The 25,169-nt window shown below is 64.4% G+C and carries 14 protein-coding genes, 2 tRNA genes, 2 rRNA genes and 7 pseudogenes; 15 read left to right on the top strand and 10 right to left on the bottom strand.

Features of this window, described 5'->3' with window-relative positions; translation table 11 throughout:
- The first annotated feature begins 88 nt into the window (after positions 1 to 88).
- A pseudogene (locus tag QP181_RS00145) lies at positions 89 to 1,239 on the top strand (glycosyltransferase family 4 protein).
- A gap of 167 nt (positions 1,240 to 1,406) precedes the next feature.
- On the opposite strand, the gene QP181_RS00140 reads toward QP181_RS00145, so the two are convergent.
- Entirely contained in the window at positions 1,407 to 1,697 is a 291-nt protein-coding gene (locus QP181_RS00140) for a DUF2218 domain-containing protein (RefSeq protein ID WP_333927173.1), read from the bottom strand.
- Positions 1,694 to 2,284: a PadR family transcriptional regulator gene (locus QP181_RS00135; RefSeq protein WP_333927172.1), complete on the bottom strand. Its 591-nt coding sequence runs from the start codon at positions 2,282 to 2,284 to the stop codon at positions 1,694 to 1,696. The genes QP181_RS00140 and QP181_RS00135 overlap by 4 nt, the downstream gene beginning before the upstream one ends.
- 272 nt (positions 2,285 to 2,556) lie before the next feature.
- Between QP181_RS00135 and QP181_RS00130 the strand changes: the two are divergent.
- From QP181_RS00130 to QP181_RS00105, 6 genes and pseudogenes are all read left to right on the top strand, one after another.
- A pseudogene (locus QP181_RS00130) lies at positions 2,557 to 3,874 on the top strand (replication-associated recombination protein A).
- Positions 3,867 to 4,738 (top strand): annotated as a pseudogene (locus tag QP181_RS00125) (hypothetical protein). Before QP181_RS00130 ends, QP181_RS00125 begins: the two co-directional pseudogenes overlap by 8 nt.
- Positions 4,739 to 4,770: 32 nt before the next feature.
- A tRNA-Thr gene (locus QP181_RS00120) sits at positions 4,771 to 4,846 on the top strand.
- A gap of 95 nt (positions 4,847 to 4,941) precedes the next feature.
- Positions 4,942 to 5,893, top strand: a pseudogene (locus QP181_RS20200) (beta-N-acetylglucosaminidase domain-containing protein); the annotation flags it as partial.
- A 61-nt stretch (positions 5,894 to 5,954) separates the two neighbouring features.
- Complete coding sequence (locus QP181_RS20195) at positions 5,955 to 6,938, top strand: beta-N-acetylglucosaminidase domain-containing protein (RefSeq protein WP_522731687.1); 984 nt, start codon at positions 5,955 to 5,957, stop codon at positions 6,936 to 6,938.
- A gap of 31 nt (positions 6,939 to 6,969) precedes the next feature.
- Complete coding sequence (locus QP181_RS00105) at positions 6,970 to 7,239, top strand: GCN5-related N-acetyltransferase (RefSeq protein WP_333927171.1); 270 nt, start codon at positions 6,970 to 6,972, stop codon at positions 7,237 to 7,239.
- Positions 7,240 to 7,245: 6 nt separating this feature from the next.
- Here QP181_RS00105 and QP181_RS00100 read toward each other — a convergent pair whose 3' ends face one another.
- From QP181_RS00100 to QP181_RS00085, 4 genes are all read right to left on the bottom strand, one after another.
- Positions 7,246 to 7,911 (bottom strand): UPF0149 family protein, encoded by a 666-nt coding sequence (locus tag QP181_RS00100; RefSeq protein ID WP_333927170.1) that lies wholly within the window; start codon positions 7,909 to 7,911, stop codon positions 7,246 to 7,248.
- 25 nt (positions 7,912 to 7,936) lie between these two features.
- Complete coding sequence (locus QP181_RS00095; protein ID WP_165886517.1) at positions 7,937 to 8,134, bottom strand: hypothetical protein; 198 nt, start codon at positions 8,132 to 8,134, stop codon at positions 7,937 to 7,939.
- Between the two features lie 88 nt (positions 8,135 to 8,222).
- Positions 8,223 to 9,245, bottom strand: coding sequence for a ribosome small subunit-dependent GTPase A (gene rsgA / locus QP181_RS00090; RefSeq protein ID WP_333927168.1), 1,023 nt, complete (start codon positions 9,243 to 9,245; stop codon positions 8,223 to 8,225).
- A gap of 163 nt (positions 9,246 to 9,408) precedes the next feature.
- Positions 9,409 to 9,705, bottom strand: a complete 297-nt coding sequence (locus QP181_RS00085) for a hypothetical protein (RefSeq protein WP_333927167.1) — start codon at positions 9,703 to 9,705, stop codon at positions 9,409 to 9,411.
- 291 nt (positions 9,706 to 9,996) lie between these two features.
- On the opposite strand from QP181_RS00085, the gene QP181_RS00080 reads away from it, so the two are divergent.
- Positions 9,997 to 10,893 carry a glycoside hydrolase family 16 protein gene (locus QP181_RS00080; protein WP_333927166.1) on the top strand — a complete coding sequence of 299 codons (897 nt, stop codon included), beginning with the start codon at positions 9,997 to 9,999 and terminating at the stop codon, positions 10,891 to 10,893.
- On the opposite strand, the gene QP181_RS00075 is transcribed toward QP181_RS00080, so the two are convergent.
- Positions 10,878 to 12,122: an MFS transporter gene (locus tag QP181_RS00075; RefSeq protein WP_333927165.1), complete on the bottom strand. Its 1,245-nt coding sequence runs from the start codon at positions 12,120 to 12,122 to the stop codon at positions 10,878 to 10,880. The two genes, QP181_RS00080 and QP181_RS00075, sit on opposite strands and share 16 nt — an antisense overlap.
- A 280-nt stretch (positions 12,123 to 12,402) precedes the next feature.
- Here QP181_RS00075 and QP181_RS00070 point away from each other — a divergent pair.
- From QP181_RS00070 to QP181_RS00035, 7 genes and pseudogenes are all read left to right on the top strand, one after another.
- Positions 12,403 to 14,496, top strand: a pseudogene (locus QP181_RS00070) (TonB-dependent receptor); the annotation flags it as partial.
- Positions 14,429 to 15,451 carry a TonB-dependent receptor domain-containing protein gene (locus QP181_RS00065; protein WP_333929516.1) on the top strand — a complete coding sequence of 341 codons (1,023 nt, stop codon included), beginning with the start codon at positions 14,429 to 14,431 and terminating at the stop codon, positions 15,449 to 15,451. The pseudogene QP181_RS00070 and the gene QP181_RS00065, both read left to right, overlap by 68 nt.
- A 215-nt stretch (positions 15,452 to 15,666) precedes the next feature.
- Positions 15,667 to 17,244: pseudogene (locus QP181_RS19830) on the top strand (tryptophan halogenase family protein).
- Positions 17,244 to 17,954, top strand: coding sequence for a SapC family protein (locus QP181_RS00050; RefSeq protein ID WP_333927164.1), 711 nt, complete (start codon positions 17,244 to 17,246; stop codon positions 17,952 to 17,954). Before QP181_RS19830 ends, QP181_RS00050 begins: the two are co-directional and overlap by 1 nt.
- Positions 17,947 to 18,978: a cupin-like domain-containing protein gene (locus QP181_RS00045; RefSeq protein WP_333927163.1), complete on the top strand. Its 1,032-nt coding sequence runs from the start codon at positions 17,947 to 17,949 to the stop codon at positions 18,976 to 18,978. Before QP181_RS00050 ends, QP181_RS00045 begins: the two co-directional genes overlap by 8 nt.
- Positions 18,975 to 20,487: pseudogene (locus QP181_RS00040) on the top strand (tryptophan halogenase family protein). Before QP181_RS00045 ends, QP181_RS00040 begins: the two are co-directional and overlap by 4 nt.
- Before the next feature lie 10 nt (positions 20,488 to 20,497).
- On the top strand, positions 20,498 to 21,544 hold the full coding sequence (locus QP181_RS00035) for a LacI family DNA-binding transcriptional regulator (RefSeq protein WP_333927162.1): 1,047 nt from the start codon (positions 20,498 to 20,500) through the stop codon (positions 21,542 to 21,544).
- Positions 21,545 to 21,633: 89 nt separating this feature from the next.
- On the opposite strand, the gene QP181_RS00030 is transcribed toward QP181_RS00035, so the two are convergent.
- The 3 genes from QP181_RS00030 to QP181_RS00020 all read right to left on the bottom strand — a co-directional run bounded on the left by QP181_RS00030 (position 21,634) and on the right by QP181_RS00020 (position 24,958).
- Positions 21,634 to 21,710: transfer RNA gene (locus QP181_RS00030), tRNA-Met, on the bottom strand.
- Between the two features lie 83 nt (positions 21,711 to 21,793).
- Positions 21,794 to 21,908: ribosomal RNA gene (gene rrf, locus QP181_RS00025) — 5S ribosomal RNA — on the bottom strand.
- A 254-nt stretch (positions 21,909 to 22,162) separates the two neighbouring features.
- Positions 22,163 to 24,958, bottom strand: a 23S ribosomal RNA gene (locus QP181_RS00020).
- Positions 24,959 to 25,169 lie beyond the last annotated feature (211 nt).

The raw sequence follows: 25,169 nt of genomic DNA, 5'->3' as shown, positions 1-25,169 counted from the left end.
GAACGATACGGGAACATCAATGGCCGGCATACGACCTATGTTGCGGATTTAGTGGCGCTTGACAGCGCACGGCGTTATCCGCGCGATGATGCACGCCACCGACCTGCGCATCGCCCTGTTCAGCGGCAACTATAATTACGTCCGCGACGGCGCGAACCAGGCGTTGAATCTGCTCGTCGGTCATCTGTTGTCGAAGGGCGCGACGGTACGTGTCTATTCGCCGACCAACGCCAAGCCGGCCTTCCCGCCGACCGGCGATCTGGTCGCGGTGCCGTCGCTGCCGCTCCCTGCAGGGCGCGGCGAATACAAGATGGCGCGCGGGCTGCCCGCGGCGATCCGTCGCGATCTCGATGCGTTTGCGCCGAACATCGTACACGTGTCGGCGCCCGATTTTCTCGGCCACCGCGCGATCAGCTATGGCCGGCGCAACGGCATCGCCACGGTCGCGTCGCTGCACACGCGGTTCGAGACGTATTTCCGCTATTACAAGATGGCGTTCTTCGAGCCGATCATGGTGAAGATCCTCACGCGCTTCTACAACCGGGTCGACGAAGTGCTGGTGCCGGGGCGCGGCATGGCGGAGATCGTCCGCGACTGGGGCGTGACGACGCCGACCGCGATCTGGTCACGCGGCGTGAACCACGACCGCTTCGCACCGACGCGCCGCGATCTCGAATGGCGGCGCGCGCGCGGATCGCCGATGGCGAGGTTGCGGTCGGGTTTCTCGGGCGACTGGTGAAAGAGAAAGGTCTCGACGTCTTCGCCGACGTGATCCGAACGCTGGAGCAGCGCGGGGTACGGCACAAGGTACTGGTGATCGGCGAGGGCCCGGCACGCGACTGGTTCGCCGAGCGCGTGCCGGGCGCGGTCTTCGCCGGGTTCCAGTCGGGTGACGATCTCGGCCGCGCGGTCGCGTCGATGGATGTGTTCTTCAATCCGAGCGTGACCGAGACGTTCGGCAACGTGACGCTGGAGGCGATGGCGGCAGGTGTTCCCGTCGTCGCAGCGCGCGCATCGGGCGCGGTCGGGTTGGTGGATGACGGCGTGACCGGGTTCCTCGTGCCGCCGACCGATATCGCGGGATACGCCGACGCGATCGGGCGGATTGTTTCGGAGCCGGGCCTGCGCGAGACGATGGGCTGGGCCGGACACGACAAGGCCGCCGGGTATCTGTGGGATACGATCAACCAGACGGTGCTGGATACGTATCTCGAGGTGATGGTGCGGCGGGGTGGCTAAGTTGTCTGCCACGTGTACCTTTCGAATTCACCTTCCCCCGCTCCCTCCCCGTCACCCCAGCGAAAGCTGGGGTATCCCTGTTGGCGGGCGCCGCGACCCGAATGGGGAGATCCCAGCTTTCGCTGGGATGACGATCGAGGGCCGGGATGACGGTTTGGGGGACGATGTCAGACCGTCGCCCAATCGAACGTCAGCGGCGCCTCGCGGAACGCAAACCGGTCGAGGTGGCTCGACACCACCCCGCGCATCCGCTCGACGTCCTCGCCCTCCGGCACGGTCAGCGCGACGTCGAGCGTTTCGCTGTCCGCGCGCATCTCCAGAACCGCCCCGTTCGGGAAGGCGATGCGGCCCTCTTCCTCCGAGAAGGTGACCTCCATCTTGTGGCTCCAATGCTTGGCGAGCTGATGGAGATACTTGCTCGCCGAATGCGTCGGCACGCGTGCGACCGAGACGCTCACTTGAGCCGCTCGATCTTCTGCGCGGCTTCGTCGAGCAGCGCCGCAACCTCGTGCAGCGTGTCCTCGTTGACGTCCTCGCGCATCAGCCGGTGCTGGAGCACCTGCCGAAGATTGCCCATCGCCCGCCGGATTGGCGCGCCATCGGTCCGCTCGGATTCCGCCCCGACCGCCGACAGCCGCGCAAACAGGCCGTCCACCACGGCGGCATTCTCGGCCAGATGCGCACGCCCCTCGTCGCTCGCCGCAAAGCGCTTCTTCGCGCCCTCCGACTGCTGCTCCTCGATCAGCCCCATCTCGTCGAGCATGCTGAGCGTCGGGTAAACAACGCCCGGGCTCGGCGCATAGCCACCCCCGGTTAGCCCCTCGATCTCGCGGATCAGGTCGTAGCCGTGGCGCGGTGCGTCCGCAATCAGCTTCAGCATGACGAGCTTCAGCTCGCCGCCATCGAACAGCCGCCGGCCACGCCCACGTGGGCCACCACCCTGCTTCCACGCAGCATGCTCAGGTCCGTGGTCGCGACCACCATGCCGGTGACCGTCGCCACGGGGGCCGCCGGTCCAAGCTCCATATCCAATACCAAAACGCATTTGAGTGTTCTCCGATATATCTTCGTTCATGAACCAAGATATATCGCAGACTGTTTCGGGTTCAAGAGGTGCGTCGGAAAATTCGCTGTTCCATTTGTCCGTCATCCCCGCGGAGGCGGGGACCCAGATCCTCGGACCGCTCGGCTATTTGGTGCGTCAGCCAGTATGGATCCCCGCCTGCGCGGGGATGACGATGCGCGTTAGGATGACCAGCGCGCATGGGTGGCCCCCAACGGATGGGCAAACCTCTCCCCCGCCCCTATCTTCCGCGCATGGCTGATCTCTTCGCGGGCTTCGAACCCGCCGCCCCCACCGAACCGCATCCCGAAAACGCGCCGCTCGCCGACCGCCTGCGTCCGCGCACTTTAAGCGAGGTGGTCGGGCAGGATCACATCACCGGCCCCGAAGGCGCGATCGGGCGGATGGTGTCTGCGGGACGACTGTCCTCGATCATCCTTTGGGGGCCCCCGGCACCGGCAAGACCACGATCGCGCGGCTGCTCGCCGACGCAGTCGACCTGCGGTTCGTTGCGATCTCGGCGGTGTTCTCCGGCGTCGCCGACCTCAAGAAATCTTTCGCCGAGGCACGCGAGCACGCCAAGATCGGCAAGCGCACCTTGTTGTTCGTGGACGAGATCCATCGCTTCAACCGCGCGCAGCAGGACGGTTTCCTCCCCTATGTCGAGGACGGCACGGTGACGCTGGTCGGCGCGACCACCGAGAACCCGTCGTTCGAACTCAACGCCGCTCTGCTCAGCCGCGCGCAGGTACTTATCCTCGAACGCCTCGGTCGCGGTGCGCTCGAACAGTTGCTCGACCGCGCCGAGACGGAGATGGAGCGCCCCTCCCCCTGACCCCGCCCGCCAAGGACGCGCTGATCGCCAGTGCCGATGGCGACGGCCGTTTCCTCCTCAACCAGGCGGAGACACTGTTCTCGGTCAACCTGCCCGAACCGCTCGATCCCGCCGGGCTGTCGAACTTCCTGCAACGCCGTGTCGCGGTGTACGACAAGGATCGCGAGGGGCATTACAACCTCATCTCCGCGCTGCACAAATCGATCCGTGGGAGCGACCCGCAGGCGGCGCTCTATTATCTCGCGCGGATGCTGACCGCAGGCGAGGAACCGCTGTTCCTGCTCCGCCGCCTGACCCGCGCCGCAGTCGAGGATATCGGCCTCGCCGACCCGCAGGCGCTGGTCCAGTGCATCGCCGCCAAGGACACCTACGACTTCCTCGGCAGCCCCGAGGGCGAACTCGCTATCGCGCAGGCCTGCGTCTATCTCGCCACCGCGCCCAAATCGAACGCGGTGTACAAGGCGCAGAAGGCGGCGTGGAAATCGGCGCGCGAGACGGGTTCGCTGATGCCGCCCGCGTCGATCCGCAACGCGCCGACCAAGCTCATGCGCGATATCGGCTATGGCAAGGGCTATGCGTACGATCACGATACCGAGGATGCGTTCTCCGGCTCGGATTACTGGCCCGACGAGATGAGCCCGCAGACCTTCTACACGCCGACCGAACGCGGGTTCGAGAAGCGCCTGTCGGAACGGCTCGCCTATTGGGATGCCTTGCGCACCGAGAAGAATGGCTGAGCCACGGTTTACGCGGTTTGCGGCGATCGACTGGTCCGGCGCGCAGGGGCATCGTCACAAGGGCATCGCGGTCGCGATCTGCGAAACCGGTGATGCCGCGCCGAGACTGGTCCCGCCGCCGGGAGCGTCGGCATGGTCGCGCGACGATGTCCTCGACTGGTTGATCGACCAGGACACGCCGACGCTGATCGGCCTTGATCTCTCCCCCGCGTTTCCGTTCGTCGACCTCGCCGGCTATTTCCCCGGCGCCCCCGAAAGCCCCCAGACGCCCGCGCGCTCTGGGCGATGGTCGACCACGCCTCCGCCGCCGATCCGCACCTCGCGGTATCGACCCTGCTCACCGATCCAGACATCCGCCGGCACTTCCGCCAGCACCGCGATTGCGGAGACCTGTTCCCCGGCGGCGCAGGCCGGATGCGCGTCTGCGAGGACGGCCAGCGCGCGATGGGTTTCTCGCCGACAAGCTGCTTCAACCTCGTCGGTGCGGCGCAGGTCGGCAAGTCGAGCCTCACCGGCATGCGCGTGTTGCACCGCCTCGCCGGCCGCGTCCCCGTCTGGCCGTTCGATCCGCTGCCCTCGGAAGGACCAGCGATCGTCGAAATCTATACCACGATCGCCGCGCGCGCCGCGGGTATCCGCAAGGGCCTCAGCAAGATGCGCGATGCGGATGCACTGGATACCGCGCTGGACGCTCTCGGCAGCGCGCCCCATGATCTGCTCGCCCGCTACGACGATCACGCCACCGACGCGATCCTGACCGCCGCCTGGCTCCGCACGGCAGCGCATCGCCCGGACCTCTGGACACCGACCGCGATGACACCGCATATTGCGCAAACCGAGGGCTGGACCTTCGGCGTGTCTTGAAGCATTGGGCGGTTAGGCCTGACACGCACCGGGCCGGTTTAGCTCAGTTGGTAGAGCGCCAGTTTTGTAAACTGGATGTCGCGGGTTCGATTCCTGCAACCGGCACCACCCCTTCCAAATACTCTCGTACACATCCCTTGCCGCACCCGCGCCATAGCCTTATCGAATGACAACAAGACCAATCTGATACCGGGGAGCAGAGGATGGCGCGACGTGGCGAAAAGATTGGCGCCGTCGGAGCGCTGATGGTGACGTCCGCGAGCTTGGCGATCGCGGTGCCGAGCCATGCATCGGGACACCCGGTGATGCGCCCCGTGATATTCCCGGCGCCCACTTCGATGGTGCTGACCTCGGGCACACTCGCCTTGGGCACCGCCGTCGTGTTGATCACAGCGCCGGGTACCGATCCCGAGACCATTGCCCGGGTCCGCGACATCCTGACGGCGGCGGGGGTGAAGACGATCGCATCGGTGCGCCGGCTGCCCGTCGCGTCCGACCGCGTTCACATCGTCCTCGGCCTTGGCGACTCAGGCGTCGTGCGCGACTCGCTATCACGCAGCAAGGCCACGCTGGAGACGCATGCCGAAGGCTACACCCTCGCCGTGTTAGCGGCCGGTGCGGGCATAGTCACGCTCGCCGGTCACGACGCCGATGGCCTGTTCCACGCGGTCCAGACGTTCCGCCAGCTCGCCCGGCGCCCGACCCTGCCCGCGCTGGTGATCCAGGATTACCCCGCAATGCCGATCCGCGGCACGATCGAGGGCTTTTACGGCGCGCCCTGGTCGATGGCCGATCATACCAGGCATCTCGACTTCCTCGCCACGGTGAAGGCGAACACCTATGTCTACAGCCCGAAGGACGATCCGTACGCGCGATCGGTGGCGCGAAGCCTATCCTGCCGCGACCTTGTCGGCGCTTGGCACGTTGGCGAAGACCGCGCGGCGCAACCATGTCGATTTCGTCTACGCGGTCTCGCCGGGCCCGTCGGTCTGTTTTTCCGACCCCGCCGACGTGCAGGCGCTGGAACGCAAGTTCGACGCGCTGCGAGCGATCGGCGTCGGCAGCTTCTACGTCGCGCTCGACGACATCGAATATACCAAGTGGAACTGCGAGCGCGACAAGACCGCGTTCGGCCCCTCGGGCGCGGAAGCGGCCGGCGTCGCGCAGGCGCAGTTGCTCAACGCGGTGCAGGCCGGCCTGAGCGCCAAGGATCCGGGTGCGCGCGCTGATCATGGTGCCGACCGAATATTACGATGCGAAGGAAACGCCGTACAAGGCGGCGTTGCGCAAGCATCTCGACCCGCGGATCGTCGTCCAGTGGACCGGCACCGACGTCGTCCCGCCCGCCATCTCGATCCCCGATGCCAAGGCGGCGACCAAGGCGTTTGGCCGCAAGACGCTGTTATGGGACAATTATCCGGTCAACGATTACGCACAAACTACCGGTCGGCTGCTGATGGCACCCTATACGCGACGCGAGGCCGGACTGTCGGGCGAACTGACCGGCATCCTGTCGAACCCGATGAACCAGGAGGCCCCGAGCCGCCCGGCGGTCACCGGCGTGGCCGCATTCGGCTGGAACGACACCGCGTACGATGCCGAGCGGACCTGGCATTTCTCCGCGCGCGAACTGGCGGGCGGCGACGAACGCGCGACCGCAGCCTTGCTCACTTTCTTCGATACGCAGCATATGGCGCCGACCTTCGGCAGCCAGCCCTGGCAGGAGCAGGCGCCGCGACTGAAGGCGGCGCTCGACGCGGTCCGGGAAGCGCTGGCGGATGGCGATGCGGCGGCGCGGGAGCGGGCGATCACGGACCTGACCACGCGTGCCGACGCAATCGCCAACGCGCCCGACATCATCCGCTCCGGGACGATCGACCCCAGCTTCGCGGCGCAGGCGCGGCCTTGGCTCGACGCGATGCAGCGCTGGGGACGCGCGCTCCAATTGACGGCCGCCGGGCTCGGCGCCGCCAATAGCGGCAGCACTGCCGCCGCACGCTATTTCGCAGACGCGGGGAGACTGGCGCGCGAGGCGGCTGCGATCACGACGATCCCCGGCGCGACCCGGTTCGATGGTCCGATAAGAATTGCGGACGGCGTGCTCGACGCCTTCGTCAGCGACGCGCCGACCCTGATTGCCGCCGCGCCCGCAATCGAGGCCGGCGGCGCGGTACCGGTGCGATCCGATGGCCCCAAATGACCGGTCTTCAGCCGAGGCTCGCTGGCTTGAGTTGACGCGCGACATCCTGCCGACCGCGGCGCCGACGCGTGGCTGGCCGGTCCGCGCCGATCATTGCTTCCAGCGTATCTTCCTCGACAACGCCTGTGGCGGCGTCTGGTACGACTTCATACCCGATCGACCCGCCTATGCGCGCGCCGACCGCGTCGTGCTCGATCGCGCTATCGCGCTCGCCGAAGCGAGCTTGGCGGGCGAACTGGATCTGGTCGTACTCAACCGGCAATCGCTGGCCTGGCGAAGGGCTCGCGCCGCACGCAAATGACGCCCGTCACCCGCAGCAGCGTTTGGACTTCTTGCCCGATCCGCATGGACAGGGATCGTTCCGTCCTGCCTTGACCGACGCTGCGCTGGCCGTTGGCAGCGGAACGGCGGCAGCCGCCCGCAATCGGGACGCATGGAGCTGGAGGACACTCGTCGCGAGATCGGCCGGTGCCTGGTCCTCGCGTTCGTTGATCTCCATGCTGTCCAGCGCGCTTTCGTTGCGCGCGATCGCGATTAGCACCGACAGACGCGCGAGGCCGTCGACCGCCTCGGGGTCGTCGCCAGCCGCCACCGCGTCCCAGCTTTCGGGCCGCAACGCCATCGCTTCGGCGAACCCGTCGATCCACAATTCCCAAAGGATGTCTCCGGTCCGCTCGTCCACGTCGAAGATCGGACGCAGCTTGCCACGCTCCAGATCGCGGGCGATCTCGGCGTAGCGTGCCATGACGGCGTCGACGAACCATTGCACGTCGAGCGGATCCTCGAACGGTGCGATGCCGTCCTCATCGAGCCCCCATATGCTCTGCAGCCATTCGCCTTGCTCGATAGGCTCGGGTCCGACCAGCAGCCCGGTGAGAAACCCGTCGAGCTCGGTCAGCAGCATCGGCTCTTCGAGCGGCAGGTCAGCCAGCGCATCGTCAAGACGACGGAGTCGGGACGGGCGCGGCTTCATGCCCCCAGGCACCGTGTCGTCGTCATCACAGGCTCAAATTCCGTTTGGTCATTTCGGCTGCCGCCATCGCGGTCAGCGGCGCGCGCGTTGCTCGAGCGAAGATATCCGCCAGATCGAGCAGGTCCTCGTCGTTCAAGGCGGTGATCGACGCCTCGATTTCCGCCAGGCACAGCACCGCCCGGTCATGCTCGATCATGCGTCGCTTGATACGGGATTTCAACATTGTCAGGCCGATAGCAGGAGGGGATGGAAAGACAGACGCGGATACAATCGGCTTTGGGGGCCCGCCTTGGGGAGCGCCCCGGTGGCTGTTACACCCCTTTAGGAGACCTTCGCTTGGTCTGTTTGGCGGTGTTCGCGCGCTCTTCGGCGCCCAGCCTTTGCCAACGCTCGAACCGGGCACGCGTCAGATGTCCCGCTGCGATCCCGGCCTGAACCGCGCACCCGGGTTCGACGCTATGCGAACAGTTGGAAAAACGACACTCCTCCGCAGCCGCGACGAAATCGTCGAAGATCTCCGCGATCCCGGTGGCCGCGTCGGCCAACTGCAATTCGCGCATGCCCGGCGTATCGAGCAGCCACCCTCCCTGCGCCAGCCGGTGCATCTCGCGCACCGTCGTGGTGTGGCGACCGGTGGAGTCGTTCGCACGAATGGCCTGGGTCGCGATGCTGTCCGAGCCGCGTAGCGAGTTGACCAGCGTCGACTTGCCGACCCCGGACGAGCCGAGGAACGCGACGGTCTGGCCGGGGCCGCACCAGTCCGCGAGGCCGGTGACGGCGTGTGGATCACGCCCATTGACGATCTCGACCCGCAATCCGGGCTCGATCGCTCGCGCCGCCGCGACGTAAACGTCGGGTGTGTCGGTCAAGTCCGCCTTGGTCAGCACGACCACCGGGGTAACCCCAACGTCGTGCGCCAACACCAGATAGCGCTCGAGCCGCGCGACGCTGAAGTCTTCGTTGCACGAGGCGACGAGGAATACCGTATCGACGTTCGCGGCGATCATCTGTTCGCGACGCGGATCGCCCGGCGCGCGACGCTTGAACAGGTTCTTGCGACGAAGCACGCGGATCGGCAACCCGGTCGACGTCTCGATCAGCACCCAGTCGCCGACTGTCGGATGATCGTCGGTCGGTTGCGCCCCCGCGATATAGGGCGTCACGAGCTGCCGGCCGCCGGCTCCCGCCACCGCGATCTGACCACGATGGACCGACATCACCCGGACGGGATGACGGTCGCGCAGGTCCTCGTCCGACAGCTGGGCGCTGAAATGGTCATCCCAGCCAAGATCTTCCAATGTCTCGTCGGTCGGCATCATAGGGCGCAGCGGCATCTTTCTTCACGACGGTTCGCGATCATCGTAGGGCGGGCTCACCGATATGGCGATCCTTGCCCGGTATGACACGCTCGGCTCCGCGAAGCGACCATGCAGGGCATCCGGCGGGACGGCAAACGGGCAACGTCCGATTTACTGGTCCCGGTTCACTGGTCCCGGTTTATTGGTAATGCGTGACCTTCTCGAAGCCGTCGTTGAGCTTCACCATCCGGATCACCTTCTTCGCATAGCTGCGGACGTGCCGGTCGAAACGCGTGTCGTCGTAGACGCCGCGCCAAATATACTCGTCTCGCTCCAGCAGCGCGCGGAGGAGGTTCGATACCGCCTCCTGCGTATCCAGCGATGCTTTGGCCTTCAGGATCAGCGAGCAGACCATCTCCTCGGCGCTAGCCTTATCGCAATCGTCCTGAAGCTCCCGCCCGCCGCGCTCCGCGACGACCTGATCCGCGCGCCGCAACGACCCGGCTTTCCAGCCATTTGCGGGCCACCGCCCCGTCCCAGGTCTTTACCATCTTGTCCGCCACACGCTTCTCGTTTTCTCTCGCACGCGACGAAGGCCTGCCGACGTTTCCCGGCCGGCCACGGTGATCACGCCAGCCGACCGCCGCCGATACCACCGCCGCTCGGCCAGGTACACCGCGCCTTGGCAGGACCGGAGTTGAGCTCGCGTACCGATTGACCTAGGTCTGCCGCGCTACCCGAACGCATCCGCATCACGCGGTGACGGCTCCGGGGCGAATTGGGAGAGGTGCCGCATGAACCAGCAGCCAACGCACCGGTTTGTGCCGGACGGGTCGATCAGGCGCATCATGATTTCGAGGGCGATCCGATGATCCTGCTGATACTTGCCGCGCAAGCCGCCACGCTGGGCGCGACCAATTACAGCGTCAGTGCACCGATGCCCGTACCCAAAGGCCGCCCGAGCTTTGCCGACGAGTTCGACGGCAAGGCGATCGATCAGACGAAATGGCGCTTCGACGTGTCGCGCAATGCTGAGGGCTGGTACAATCACGAACGCCAATATTACGCCAAGGACCGGGCCGAGAATGCGCGGATCGAAAACGGCGCTCTGGTGATCGAGGCGCGGCGCGAGACGCTGTCGAAGGCGCGCTTCGCCGATTGGGGCGGTCAGGCATATACCTCAGCCAAGCTCGTCTCGCGCATCCCGCGTGGGTATGGCTTTTACGAGGTCCGCGCGAAACTGCCGTGTGGGCGTGGCAGCTGGCCGGCGATCTGGCTGCTGCCGTCGGGCGGAAAATGGCCCGACGAGGGCGAGATCGACATCATGGAGATGGTCGGCTGGGATGCAAACGTCGTCCATGCGACACTCCACACCGCGGCATTCAATCACACCAAGGGCACGCAACGCGGCGCGCAGATCGGACTCGCGACCGCCTGCACGGCGTATCACCGCTATCAGCTCGACTGGCGCGCCGATGCGATCACGATCGGTGTCGATGGCCGCGCGATCATGCGCGTCGCCAACGACCAGCCCGGCGGCAAGGCGGCGTGGCCGTTCACGCGCCCCTATGACCTGATCCTCAACCTCGCGGTGGGTGGCGACTGGGGTGGCCAGAAGGGGATCGACGACGTGGCGTTTCCGCAGCGGATGGCGATCGATTACGTCCGCTACTGGCAGCGCTGACCGAAGCCCCCTTCACCGGCGCCCTGCGCGAAGAGGATGACCAGCCCGCCGCACAGCGTCAGTGCGGCGAGCACGAGCATCACCCCATCGAAGTCAGTCGGCGTGGCAAGTGCCCAGGTCAGCGTCGGTCCAAGCAGGCCGGGCAGCGTGTTGGTCAGGTTGAGCAACCCGAGATCGCGGCCACGATGGCGGGCGTCGGGCAACAGCTGCATCGCGAACGACGCATGGAGCGCCAGGAACACCGACGTCCCGGCGCTGTAGACGCAGAACGCGACCGCACCGCCCGTAAAGCTCTGCGCACCCGCCATTCCCACCAGTCCGGCAGCCGCGACGACGGTTGCCGCGAAGAGGAACGGCTTGGTCCGACCCGAACGATCGGCAAGACGACCGACGAAGACCGCGATCGGCAGCGGCACCGAATAGGCGACGATCATCACCGTTCCCATCCGCGCCGCGATCGTCGCTGGTGCGACTGTCGGCGCGACGCTTTCGAGATAGTAGAAGAAATAGACGAACAGCGCGCTGCCCGCGATCTGGACGAACAACCGTGCGATCCAGGCCAGCGCCAGATCGCGCCGTAGCACCGCCCTCGCCGGCCGTGGCGGGTCGTCCGGCACGACCGGTTGCGCGCGCTGCAGCAACAGGGGCATCGTACAGGCGACCACTACGAGTGGCACGATCGCCAGCCGCGCCGCCTCGCCGAGCAGGGCGGTTGCCATCAACGCCGCCGCCAGCGCCGCGGCGACCGGGCTTGCCACCGCGAGCAGACCGCCGGCTAGCCCCTTCTGCGCATTGGGCACCTCGTCGGCCATGATCGCCAGCAACGGCGCGAGCACTGCGTTCACCGCGACCTGGAACGTCACAACCGACAGGATGAGACCGGTCGACGACGTCGCCGCGCCGATCGCCGCATAGGACAGCGTCGTGGCGACGAGCCCGCCGGCAAGCCACTTGCGACGCCCGCCACCGCGGGCCACCGATCGGTCGCTCAGCCAACCGAACGCGATGTTGGCGACGCTGGCCGAAAGCGCGCCGGCAACCACGATCATGGTGAGGACGCCCAGCCGCCCTGCCCCGGCGACGGCAGCGACCTTGATCGGCAACAGCAACGTCAAGAACGGCAGGTAGCCGATGACTCCACCGACATAAGCGAGCGCGAAAACCAGCAGAAAGCCGGTTGACCGACGGTCGGGTAGCGGCGCGGTCGGGAGAGCGGGATGGCGCGCCATTGCGCTGTTCCTAGGCCGCGCGATACCAGCAGGGCAACCTCCGTCCGTCGCCAACACGGTCGTCTCTGAGGCCCTTGGCGCGACGCATTGCATCGCCGCACGACCCGACGCGCAGCCCCTTCGAACCGCGACGTGTTGCAGCGCGGACACTATATTCAACATAATTTGTGAACGTTCACAACGGTAGCGCTACCGTGCTTGACACACTGTGACGGACAGAGAATGTGAACGTTCACGGGGAAGGCGCAGCTTATAGCGCCGTCTACAGGGGAGGACTATCATGCGTGGCTTCACAGCTCGCTCGCTTTCGCGTTTCGTCATCGGCACATCGGCACTGGCCTTAGTTGGCCTGCCCGGCATCGCCATGGCGCAGGACGCTGCCGCAACGGTCGGCAATCCAGGCTCTTCGGACATCGTACCGCAGGCCACCCCCACCGGTCCGAACGAGGCCACCGACGATATCGTCGTCACCGGCATCCGCGCATCGCTGCGCGAGGCGATCGACATCAAGCGCAATGGCCAGGGCGTGGTCGACGCGATTTCGTCGGAAGATATCGGCAAGTTCCCGGACACCAACCTCGCCGAGTCACTGCAGCGCATCACCGGCGTATCGATCGACCGCTCGAACGGTGAAGGCTCGACCGTCACCGTCCGCGGCTTCGGCCCGGAATATAACCTCGTCACGCTGAACGGTCGCCAGATGCCGACCTCGACACTCGGCGACGGCGCCAGCGCGCCCGCCTCGCGCTCGTTCGACTTCGCCAACCTCGCCTCCGAAGGCGTCGCCGCGGTCGAGGTCTACAAGACCGGTCGCGCCGCCGTGCCCTCGGGCGGCATCGGCTCGACGATCAACATCCGCACCCCGCGCCCGCTCGACAAGCCGGGCACGCGTGGCAGCATCGCCGCCAAGGGCGTGCTCGACAGCTCGCGCAACGGCAAGGACCAGATCACGCCGGAAGTGTCGGGCATCCTGTCCACCACCTTCGCCGACGACCGGATCGGTATCCTGTTCAGCGGCGCGTATCAGCGTCGCAAGGCGAGCAACAACTCGGCGAGCGTCGGCTTCCGCGACGGGTTCCTGGGGGCTGAGAATAACTGGGGCACGCTGGCACAGCCCGGCACGCCGGGCGCCGCCAACATCACCAACCGCCCCGGTCCGACCGACGTCTATGAGATCCCGCAGAGTGCCGCCTACGACGTCATCGACATCGACCGCGAGCGCATCAACGGCCAGCTGGTCCTTCAGGCCAAGCCGACCGACACGCTGACGGCGACGCTCGACCTCACCTATTCGAGCAACAAGGTCGAGGTGCGCGACAGCAGCGTCGGCATCTGGTTCAACTTCGGCGACACGCGCAGCGCATGGACCAACGGGCCGGCAGCCGGTCCGGTCTTCTATTCGGAGAATTTCGCGCCGGGCAAGGATCTGTCGTACAGCAGCTCGCTCACCGCGAACAAATCCGAGAACAAGTCGATCGGCGGCAACCTGACCTGGGAAGCGCCCGGCAACGTCACGATGTCGCTCGACGCGCATCACTCGACCGCGGTTTCCAAGCCGACCAACGATTACGGTAGCAGCACGTCGATCGGCGGCGCGATCTTCGGCGTCCAGTCGCAGACCGTGAATTTCGAGAACGACCTGCCGATCATCTCGTACCAGATGTACCCCGGCATCGACCCGCTGAACGCGTCGTTGATCACGCCGACCGGCAACGCGTTCCGCAACGCGTATTTCAAGGACGAGATCAACCAGCTCCAGCTGAAGGGGCATTACGACCACGACGGCGACTTCCTCGACAGCATCGACTGGGGCTTCTCGTACGTCGACAACAAGGTCCGCTCGGCCTACGGCTTCATCCAGAACGAGACCTGGGGCGGGATCGATCCGCGCGGCGCGGCGGCCGGTGCAGCGGCGGTTCCCGACGATTTCTTCAACCTCACCAGCATCCCCGACAAGTTCAAGGGTGTCTCGGGCGCCAACAATCCGGCGATCCCGCAGTCGATCTACACGTTCAATTTCGAGCAGATGGCCGAACTGCTGCGGTCGCAGTATAATATCTGCAGCGCCCCACAGACCGGTACCGCCGCGCCTGGCACGTGCCTTGCCAACTACACCAATGATCGCCGCATCCGCGAGCGGACGATCTCGCCCTACATCCAGTTCAACGGCAAGTTCGACGTCTTCGATCGACCGGCGCACATCATCGGTGGCGTCCGCTACGACGAGACGCAGGTGAACTCGTCGGCATTGGTGCCGATCCCGACCGGTACGCGCTGGACCGGGGCGAACGAATTCGCCCTGACCTATGCGGCCAACGCCGCGTTCACGACGCTCAAGGGCCGCTATCACAACTGGCTGCCCGCGGTCGATTTCGACATCGAACCGGTCCGCAACGTCAAGCTGCGCGCGTCGTACAGCCACACCATCACGCGCGGATTACGGCAGCCTCCAGGGCGGCCTGAACATCGACTCCAACCCGCGGATCGGTGGCGGCACCGGCAGCCAGGGCAACCCGAACCTGATCCCGTACAAGTCGAAGAACATCGATCTGTCCGCGGAATGGTATTACGGCCGCGAAAGCTATATTTCGGTCGGGTATTTCACCAAGGACGTGCAGAACTTCATCGGCACGACGCAGATCAACACGCCGGCATTCGACCTGCGCAACCCGGGCTCGGGCCCGCGCTATCGTCAGGCGGTGGCGGCACTCGGATCGACCGACAACAATTTGGTGCGCGATTACATCCTGCGCAACTTCCCGGCCTCGTCGCAGGTCACGGGGACGAGCGATGCGGGTCTGCTGACGGGCAATATCTTCGGCCTGCCGCAGGACGATCTGTTCAACTTCCAGGTGAGCCAGCCGTTCAACAGCGACCAGACTGCCAACATCAATGGCTGGGAATTCGCGATCCAGCACCGCCTGTGGGAAACCGGGTTCGGCGTCATCCTGAACTACACGATCGTCAACGGCGACGCGAAGTACGACAACGCGCTCGATCCGAATATCGGCCAGTTCGCGCTGACCGGGCTCAGCGACAGCGCCAACGCGGTCGGCTATTACGACAAGAACGGCTTCCAGGCGCGTGTCGCGTATAACTGGCGCGGGCAATTCTATGCCGGCGGCGCGTTCGACCCGACCTATGTCGAGGCGTACGGCCAGGTCGATGCGAGCGCGAGCGTCCAGATGACCAAGGGGCTGGCGGTGTTCGGCGAGGTCATCAACCTTACCGGCCAAGGGCGTCGCGGGCATCGTCGCTCGGACAATTTCGTCACCTTCGCGCAGCCGGGCTACGCACGCTATTCGGCCGGCCTGCGCTTCAACTTCTGAGGAGCACAATCCTCCCCCGCAAGGGGGAGGATTGCAGGGTATGGACGCGCCCCAAACCGCTCCGTCATCCTGACGAAAGTCAGGATCCAGAGTGGCAGAGGGTCGTCTTTCGGTACTCCGGGCCCTGACTTTCTCCGGGATGACGGTCAAGGATGGCGCTCCTGCCGCCGACGGAGCAAGTTGGCATGCGGAAACAGGGAAACAGGCAGCAGACGATGGCCACGAATACCGGCCCCGAAGCAACGAGCGACCACCCGATCACGAACATCGTGATCGTCGGGGGCGGTACGGCCGGTTGGCTCGCTGCCTGCCTGATCGCCGCCCGCACCGATCGCGGCGCCGGACATCCCCTCGAGGTAACCCTGATCGAATCCCCCGACGTCGCGTCGATCGGCGTCGGCGAAGGCACGTGGCCGACGATGCGCCGCACGCTCGAACGCATCGGCATCACCGAGACCGACTTTCTCCTCGCCTGCGACGCATCGTTCAAACAGGGATCGCGGTTCGACGGCTGGCGGACCGGCGCCCCCGACGACAGCTATCTCCACCCCTTCACCGCACCCGTCGACGGCGACCCGCGCGACATCGTCGCAGCCTGGGCCGAGCACGGCGGCCAGTTCGCGAACAGTGTCGGCGCGCAAGGCGAGATTTGCCACCGCGACCTCGCGCCTCGCCAGCGGGCGATGCCCGACTACGCGGGCACTTTGAACTATGCCTACCACCTCGACGCCGGCAAGCTGGCCGCACTGCTGATGCGTCACGCAACCGAGCGGCTCGGCGTGCGCCACGTCCGCGACCACGTCGTCGGCATCGACGGCACCGAGCACGGCGACATCGCCGCGGTCCGCACGCGCGCGTCGGGTGCGATCGCGGGCGACCTGTTCCTCGACTGCACAGGCCACGCCGCGCTGCTGATCGGCGGCCATTACGGCATCGCCACGATCGACCGCGGCGGCGAGCTGTTCAACGATCGCGCGCTGGCGGTGCAGATGCCGGTCGCGCCCCACAGCGCGATCGCCTCGCAGACCAACGCCACCGCGCACGCCGCGGGCTGGATCTGGGACATCGGCCTGCCGACCCGCCGCGGCATCGGCTGCGTCTATTCCTCAGCGCATCTGAGCGACGACGCCGCGGCTGAGACGCTTGAGCGCTATATCCGCACCACCGTGCCCGACGCCGCATTACCCATTTTCCGCCAACTCAAGTTCCAGTCTCGTCACCGCGCGGTTCTGGGAGCGCAACTGCCTCGCGGTCGGGCTGTCCGCCGGGTTCCTGGAACCGCTCGAAGCCTCGGCGATCGTCCTGATCGAATTGTCGCTCGATGCGCTGCTCGACAATTTCCCCGCGACGCGGCGCGCGATGGATATTCACGCGACGCGCTTCAACACGCTGTTCCGCTATCGCTGGGACCGGATCGTCGAGTTCCTGAAGCTGCATTACGTGCTCAGCGAGCGCGACGAACCCTATTGGCTAGATCACCGCGACGCCGCATCGATCCCCCGCGGCTCGCCGAACTGCTGACGCTCTGGCGCCACCAACCGCCGTCGCGCACCGATTTCCCGATGATCGACGAGATCTTCCCGGCCGCGAGCTATCAATATGTCCTGTACGGCATGGGCTTCCCCGTACCGACCCGCGGACCGATCGCCACGGCGGACCGTACGCGGACGGAAACCTTGCTGGCGCAGGTCGATCAGCGCAAGCGTATGCTCGCCGCTGGCCTGCCGACCAACCGTGCCTATCTCGATGCCCTGCGGCATGCGACCGCCCCTGCCATGGAATTGTCAGCCTGATGTCCGACCACGTCATCCTCACTGCCGAAGATCACCGCGACCTTCGTATCCGTACAGAACGCGCCCCCGAACTTGGCGACGCGGTGATGACGTGCATCACCGTCCCGAGCGAGTTCCGGCGGGTCCAGACGCACTATCCGATCCTGTTCCAGCTCGACGCGGAGCGCGACAGCTTCACCGCGCTGGCGATGTTCGGGTTCGAGCCGGGCGAGAACCTATTCCTGACCGACGCCGGTTGGGACGTGCGCTATCGTCCGCTCGCGATCGACAGCCAGCCGTTCCTGGTCGGGCGCGGCGCCGGCGACGTCCGCCAGGTCCATATCGACATGGCGAGCCCGCGGATCGGGGCGGACGAAGGCATGCGCGTGTTCGACGATACGGGCCGACCGACGCCGTATCTCGAACGGATCGCCGATCAGCTCCGGGCGCTCGACACCGATTATGTCGCGTCCGCCGATTTCTTTGCCGCATTGCGCCGCTACGAGCTGCTTGAACCACTGACGCTCGATGTCACGCTCGACGATGGCGCGAAGAACCGGCTGGTTGGGTATCACGTGATCGACGAGGACCGGCTGGCCGCGCTCGACGGCGCTGCGGTAGCGGACCTGCACGCTGGCGGGCACATGATGCCGATCTTCATGGCGCTCGCCTCGCTCGGCAACATCGGCGATCTCGTCGCGCGGAAGAACCGGCGGATGACGCGTGGCTGACGCGGGGCCCGGCATCTTCGCGACCATGCCGCGCATCCGCGAGATCGTCATCCGCGATGCCACGGACCTGGACGTGCATCTGCGCGAGGCGACCACACCGTTCATCGTGCGCGGGCTGATCGCCGACTGGCCGATGGTCCGCGCCGGGCTGCAATCCGCGAAGGCCGCACGCGACTATATCCAGGCCCACGCGCGCGACCTCCCTTTCGCAGTTTCAGTCGCGATGCCTGACAGTGGCGGCCGATTGTTCTACGACGCGACGCACGCGATGAACTTCCAGATGCTGCGCGCGAAATTGCACGAGATCTTCGCACGGATCGACGCCAACGAAGGCGCCGTCGACGCGCACGCGATCTATCTCGCGTCGATCGACCTGCATCAGTTCTTTGCCGGATTGCACGAGGCCAACCATGTCGACCTCGGCGACCGCACGCCGCTTGCCAGCATCTGGATGGGCACCCGGACACGGATCGCCGCGCACAACGATGTTCCCGACAACCTCGCCTGCGTGGCGGTCGGCCGGCGACGCTTCACGGTCTTCCCGCGCGATCAGTTCCGCAATCTCTACCTCGGCCCGGTCGACAACACGCCAGCGGGCCGCGCGGTCAGCATGGTCGATTTCCACGCCCCCGACTTCGCCGCGCATCCCCACTTCCGCGAGGCGCTGACGCACGGCCAGGTCGCCGAGCTGGAGGCGGGCGACGCGCTCTACATCCCGGCGATGTGGTGGCATCATGTCGAGGGGCTGTCCGACTTCAACGTGCTGGTGAATTACTGGTGGCGCGAGACGCCGCGGTGGCTCGGCCAGCCGCAGGATGCGCTGAACCACGCGATGCTGGCGATCCGCGATCTGCCTGCGGACGAGAAGCAGCACTGGCGCGAGATGTTCGATCATTACGTCTTCGCCAATGGCCGCGAGGTCGTCGACCATATCCCCGAAGCAGCACGCGGCGTGCTCGCGCCGCTCACCACCGACACCGCGGGTCGCCTCCGCGCCTTCCTCCTGAGAGCGCTCAGCCGATGACAAATACACCTGTTCGTCGCGTCGTAATCGCCGGGGGCGGCACCGCCGGCTGGATGGCCGCCGCGGCGATCGCCCGCACGATGGGCAGCACGATCGAGCTCACGCTGGTCGAATCCGACGCGATCGGCACGGTCGGCGTGGGGGAATCGACGATCCCGCCGATGATCACCTTCAACCGCCTGCTCGGGATCAACGAAGCCGAGTTCATGCGCGAGACGCAGGCGACGTTCAAACTCGGTATCCTGTTCGACGACTGGAAGGATCGCGGCGAGAGCTATTTCCACTCGTTCGGCATCACCGGCAAGGATCACTGGTCCGCCGGCTTCCAGCATTTCTGGCTGCACGGGCTGACCAAGGGCCACGACCAGCCTTACGACGATTACTGTCTCGAGCTGCGCGCGGCGTTGCAGGGCAAGTTCGCGCATCTACCCGACGATCGGATGAACTATGCGTATCAGCTCGATCTCGACGCGCTACGCGAAATATCTGCGCGGGATGGCCGAAGCCGACGGCACGCGCCGCCTCGAGGGCAAAATCGCGCAGGTCGAGCTTAACGGCGAGAGTGGCGACATCGCCGCGCTGGTGCTCGAATCCGGTGCGCGGATCGAGGGCGACCTGTTCCTCGACTGCACCGGCTTTCGCGCGCTGCTGATCGAAGGCGCGCTGCACGCGGGGTTCGACGACTGGACGCATTACCTGCCCTGCGACTCCGCGATCGCGATCCAGACCGAGAGCGTCCGCCCGGCGCTCCCCTACACCCGCGCGATGGCGCATGATGCGGGCTGGCAGTGGCGTATCCCGCTCCAGCATCGCACCGGCAACGGCCTGGTCTATTGCAGCCGCTATCTCGACCGCGATGCGGCGCTCGACCGGCTGCTCGGCAACATCGAGGGCAAGACGCTCACCGAGCCGAACATGATCCGCTTCGTCACGGGAGCGCGACGCCAGCAATGGCATCGCAACTGCATCGCGATCGGCCTGTCGGGTGGGTTCATGGAGCCGCTGGAATCGACCAGCATCCACCTGATCCAGCGCGCCGTGCTGCGGTTGCTGCGGCTGTTCCCGTCGGGCGCGGTCAGCCCCCGCGACGTCGCCGAGTTCAACGACCAGCAGCATACCGACATGCTGCAGATCCGCGATTTCCTGATCCTGCATTACAAGGCGACCGAGCGCCGCGACAGCGCGTTCTGGCGGCAATGCGCGGCGATGCCGATCCCCGCCTCGCTCGAACAGAAGATCGAGCTGTTCCGCGAAACCGGCCGCGTTTTCCGCAAGAACGAGGAGCTGTTCGCCGAGAACAGCTGGGTGCAGGTGATGCTCGGCCAGGGGATCGTGCCGCGGAGCTATCACCCGATCGCCACCAAGCTGCGCGACGAAGAACTGGCGCGACTGCTCGCCGGCCTGCGCGACGGCACCAACGCGACCGTCGCCGGGCTGCCCGAGCACGCCGCCTATGTCGCGCGCTACTGCGGCACCGCCCCCACTCCCTCGCCCGTCCTCGCAGCCTGAACTCAGACGCATGGCACGGCGACGTCAGGCGGTAACGATCAAGCATGTCGCGGCGGATGCAGGCGTTTCGCTGCAAACCGTAAGTCGCGTCGTCAACAAGGACTCGGGCGTGCGCCCCGAGATGATGCGCCGCGTCCAGGCGTCGATCGACAAGCTCGGCTACGTCCCGTCGATCGCCGCGCAACGCATGGGCGGATCGCGCTCGTACCTGATCCTCGCGCTCAACGACCGCGAGCGGACGATCGCCGACTGGCGCGCGCGACAGGGTACCGACTGGTTCGACCAGATGATGCTCGGCGGCATGCTCACCTGTGCCGAGCACGGCTACCGCCTGATCGTCGAGCTGGTCGACACGCATAGCGACCATATCGAGCGCGAGCTGCAGGCCGCGATCGCCGCGCTGCAGCCCGATGGCGTGATCCTGACGCCGCCGCATTCGGGCAATCCGCTGATCATCAACCTGCTCGAGGCCCACGGCATCAGCTTTGCACGGATCGGCTCGCTGACCGACGGGCCTGGCCTCCGACTGGTCATGGACGATACGCGGGCCGCATGCATCGCGACCGAGCATTTGCTCGAACTCGGCCACCGGCGCATCGGCTTCATCGCCGGGCCGGCAGACTATGAACTCAGCGCGTGGCGGGTCGATGGCTGGCGCGCGGCGATGCAGGCGGCGGGGGTCGCATGCGATGATCTGTTGGCGGTCGGCGACTTCAGCCACGCGTCGGGACGCGCCGCGGCGATGCAGCTGCTGGCGCTGGCCGAGCCCCCGACCGCGATCATCGCGAGCAACGATCAGATGACGCTTGCGACACTCGAATTGGCGCGCGAGCGCGACTTGGCAATTCCTTGCGACCTGTCGCTGATCAGCTTCGACGACACACCGATCATTCGTCTCGCGCATCCACCGCTGACCGCGGTCGTCCAGCCGATCGCCGAAGTCACCGCGCGGGCGGTCGCGCTGATCATCGCGGATCTCGACGCCCGACTGGCAACGACCACGCCCGTGACGGTCCCTGCGGTGCTGACGTTACGCCATTCGACATCCGCACCTTAACGGGGGCCTGTACGCATGCTGGAGTTTGCGAGCGGTGCGTGTGGGCCAGACACAACAAAGCCCCGCTTTGTGGGCGGGGCTATTGTAGTTGGTTGCGGGGACAGGATTTGAACCTGTGACCTTCAGGTTATGAGCCTGACGAGCTACCGGGCTGCTCCACCCCGCGACATTCGCTTTCGCGAAGGGGGTATGAGACATGGTGAATGGGTTTTAAGCGTTCTGTTTGCGTATTGCCGCACGGGCTTCAATGCCTGGCGACGACCTACTCTTCCATCGCTTGAGCGATAGTACCATTGGCGCAGTCGGGTTTCACGGCCGAGTTCGGAATGGGATCGGGTGGGACACCGACGCTATAGCCACCAGGCAATGGAGCCGGTGCGACGATACGTTGGGGAATGCTTTGGGTACCCCGTCGGCGCTTTCGCTGAGACGGGGCTTAAAATCGATACCGTGCACATATTGGTTGCCAGCCTCTCGGAACACCGAGTGCTGGTGTATTTGTAGTTGGTACCAATCCCTCGACGGCGAGGGGATTGGCAATCTGGCGTCGTCTTAATCATCCGCACGCATCGTTTGTCGCTACTGGTGACCCAGTGTTGTCATTGATGGTGTGAGACTCTCAAGCGCGAATAGAGCAATTAGTATCGGTTAGCTCCATGCGTTACCGCACTTCTACATCCGATCTATCAACGTCGTGGTCTCCGACGGCTCTATGAAATCTTATCTCGAGGGAGGCTTCCCGCTTAGATGCTTTCAGCGGTTATCCCGTCCATACATAGCTACCCAGCTGCGCTCCTGGCGGAACGACTGGTACACCAGAGGTATGTTCAACCCGGTCCTCTCGTACTAGGGTCAACTCCTCTCAAATTTCGACGCCCACGGCAGATAGGGACCAAACTGTCTCGCGACGTTCTGAACCCAGCTCACGTACCACTTTAATTGGCGAACAGCCAAACCCTTGGGACCTGCTCCAGCCCCAGGATGTGATGAGCCGACATCGAGGTGCCAAACAACCCCGTCGATATGAGCTCTTGGGGGTTATCAGCCTGTTATCCCCGGCGTACCTTTTATCCGTTGAGCGATGGCCCTTCCACGAGGGACCACCGGATCACTATGACCGACTTTCGTCTCTGCTCGACTTGTCAGTCTCGCAGTCAGGCGGGCTTATGCCATTGCACTCTAACAGACGGTTTCCGACCGTCCTGAGCCCACCATTGCGCGCCTCCGTTACTCTTTAGGAGGCGACCGCCCCAGTCAAACTACCCGCCACAGAGGGTCCCTGTTCCGGCTTACGGAACGAGGTTAGACATCAGAAACAAACAGGGTGGTATTTCACCTATGGCTCCACATCAGCTGGCGCCGATGCTTCAAAGCCTCCCACCTATGCTACACAGTTTCTTCCTAATGCCACTCTGAAGCTGCAGTAAAGGTGCACGGGGTCTTTCCGTCTAACCGCGGGTACTCCGCATCTTCACGGAGAATTCAATTTCGCTGAGCATGTCCTGGAGACAGTGGGGAAGTCGTTACGCCATTCGTGCAGGTCGGAACTTACCCGACAAGGAATTTCGCTACCTTAGGACCGTTATAGTTACGGCCGCCGTTTACCTGGGCTTCATTTCAGAGCTTGCACCCCTCCACTTAACCTTCAGGCACCGGGCAGGCGTCAGGCCCTATACGTCGTCTTGAAGCCGACTTAGCAGAGCCCTGTGTTTTTGCTAAACAGTCGCTACCCCCTGGCCTGTGCCCCCTCAAAGTGCTTGCGCATAGTGAGGGCCTCCTTCTTCCGAAGGTACGGAGGCAATTTGCCGAGTTCCTTCAGGACACTTCTCTCAAGCGCCTTGGTATACTCTACCTGACCACCTGTGTCGGTTTCGGGTACGGTCTATACGGTGGGGCTATTTCCTGGAACCATTTCGAAGCCATCCCAATCCGATAAGGGATGACAACACACATGATCCGTCACACACCACCAGGCCCACGAATATTAACGTGGTTCCCATCGACTACCCCCTTCGGGCTCGTCTTAGGGGCCGGCTCACCCTGCGCGGATTAGCCTTGCGCAGGAACCCTTGGTCTTTCGGCGAGAGGGCATCTCACCCTCTTTATCGCTACTCATGTCTGCATTCGCACTTCCGATACCTCCACGACCCATTACCAGATCGCTTCACAGGCTTACGGAACGCTCCGCTACCGCGTACCACATAAGTGGCACACCCTAAGCTTCGGCACGTATCTTGAGCCCCGTTACATCTTCGCCGCAGGACCTCTTGTTTAGACCAGTGAGCTGTTACGCTTTCTTTAAAGGATGGCTGCTTCTAAGCCAACCTCCTGGTTGTTTTGGAAGTCCCACATGCTTTCCCACTTAGATACGATTTGGGGGCCTTAGCTGTAGGTCAGGGCTGTTTCCCTTTTGACGACGGACCTTAGCACCCGCCGTCTGTCTCCCGCATATCACTCTTAGGTATTCGGAGTTTGGTTAGGTTTGGTAGATCTCGCGACCCCCTAGCCCATCCAGTGCTCTACCCCCTAAGGTGTTCGTGCGAGGCACTACCTCAATAGTTTTCGCGGAGAACCAGCTATTTCCCGGCTTGATTGGCCTTTCACCCCTAAACACAACTCATCCGGTAACTTTTCAACGTTAATCGGTTCGGACCTCCAGTGCATGTTACTGCACCTTCATCCTGGTCATGCCTAGATCGCCGGGTTTCGGGTCTAATACATCAAACTCTGGCGCCCTATTCAGACTCGCTTTCGCTGCGCCTACACCTATCGGCTTAAGCTTGCTTGATACATTAAGTCACAGACCCATTATGCAAGAGGTACGCTGTCAGGCCATAAAAGCCCTCCAACTGCTTGTAGGCAATCCGTTTCAGGTACTGTTTCACTCCCCTCATCGGGGTGCTTTTCACCTTTCCCTCACGGTACTAGTTCGCTATCGGTCACATACGAGTATTTAGGCTTGGAGGGTGGTCCCCCCATGTTCAGACAGAATTTCACGTGTTCCGCCCTACTCGAGTCCTGAATTCTCACTTTCGTATACGGGGCTGTCACCCGCTATGGCGTCACTTTCCAGAGACTTCTACTAGTTGAAATTCAGGCACTGGCCTGGTCCGCGTTCGCTCGCCACTACTAACGGAATCTCGGTTGATGTCTTTTCCTCCAGCTACTGAGATGTTTCAGTTCGCCGGGTTCGCTTCACGAAGCCTATGTATTCAGCTAAGTGATACCTAACCTAATTAACTCGACCTGTGCGTTACCGCGCAAGTAGAATTAATCGGGATAGGTGGGTTTCCCCATTCGGAAATCGTCGGGTCAAAGCTTGCTCACAGCTCACCGACGCTTATCGCAGCGTGCCACGTCCTTCATCGCCTGTATGTGCCAAGGCATCCACGAATTGCCCTTACCTCACGCTTGAGAGTCCACACCACCAACGACATCACTGGGTGCGTTCCGAAGAACGTCACCAACTCGGCAGAGCAGTGCGCGTTAGCTTTTGTCAGGTGCGGATGATTATAATCTCAGCCAGATTATTAGTTATGATGATGTCGATATCTGGAGCCTCGAACCGCTCGCTTGGCTCGCTGACGCCGAAGCGCTCACGAACCGCCGAAGCAATCCTCGTCCC

Origin of the sequence: Sphingomonas sp. LR55 (assembly GCF_036856015.1) — a bacterium.
In the GTDB taxonomy this organism is placed as follows: domain Bacteria; phylum Pseudomonadota; class Alphaproteobacteria; order Sphingomonadales; family Sphingomonadaceae; genus Sphingomonas.
The sequence above is the reverse complement of the archived record's forward strand: the minus strand, read 5'-3'. Positions and strand labels throughout refer to the sequence as shown.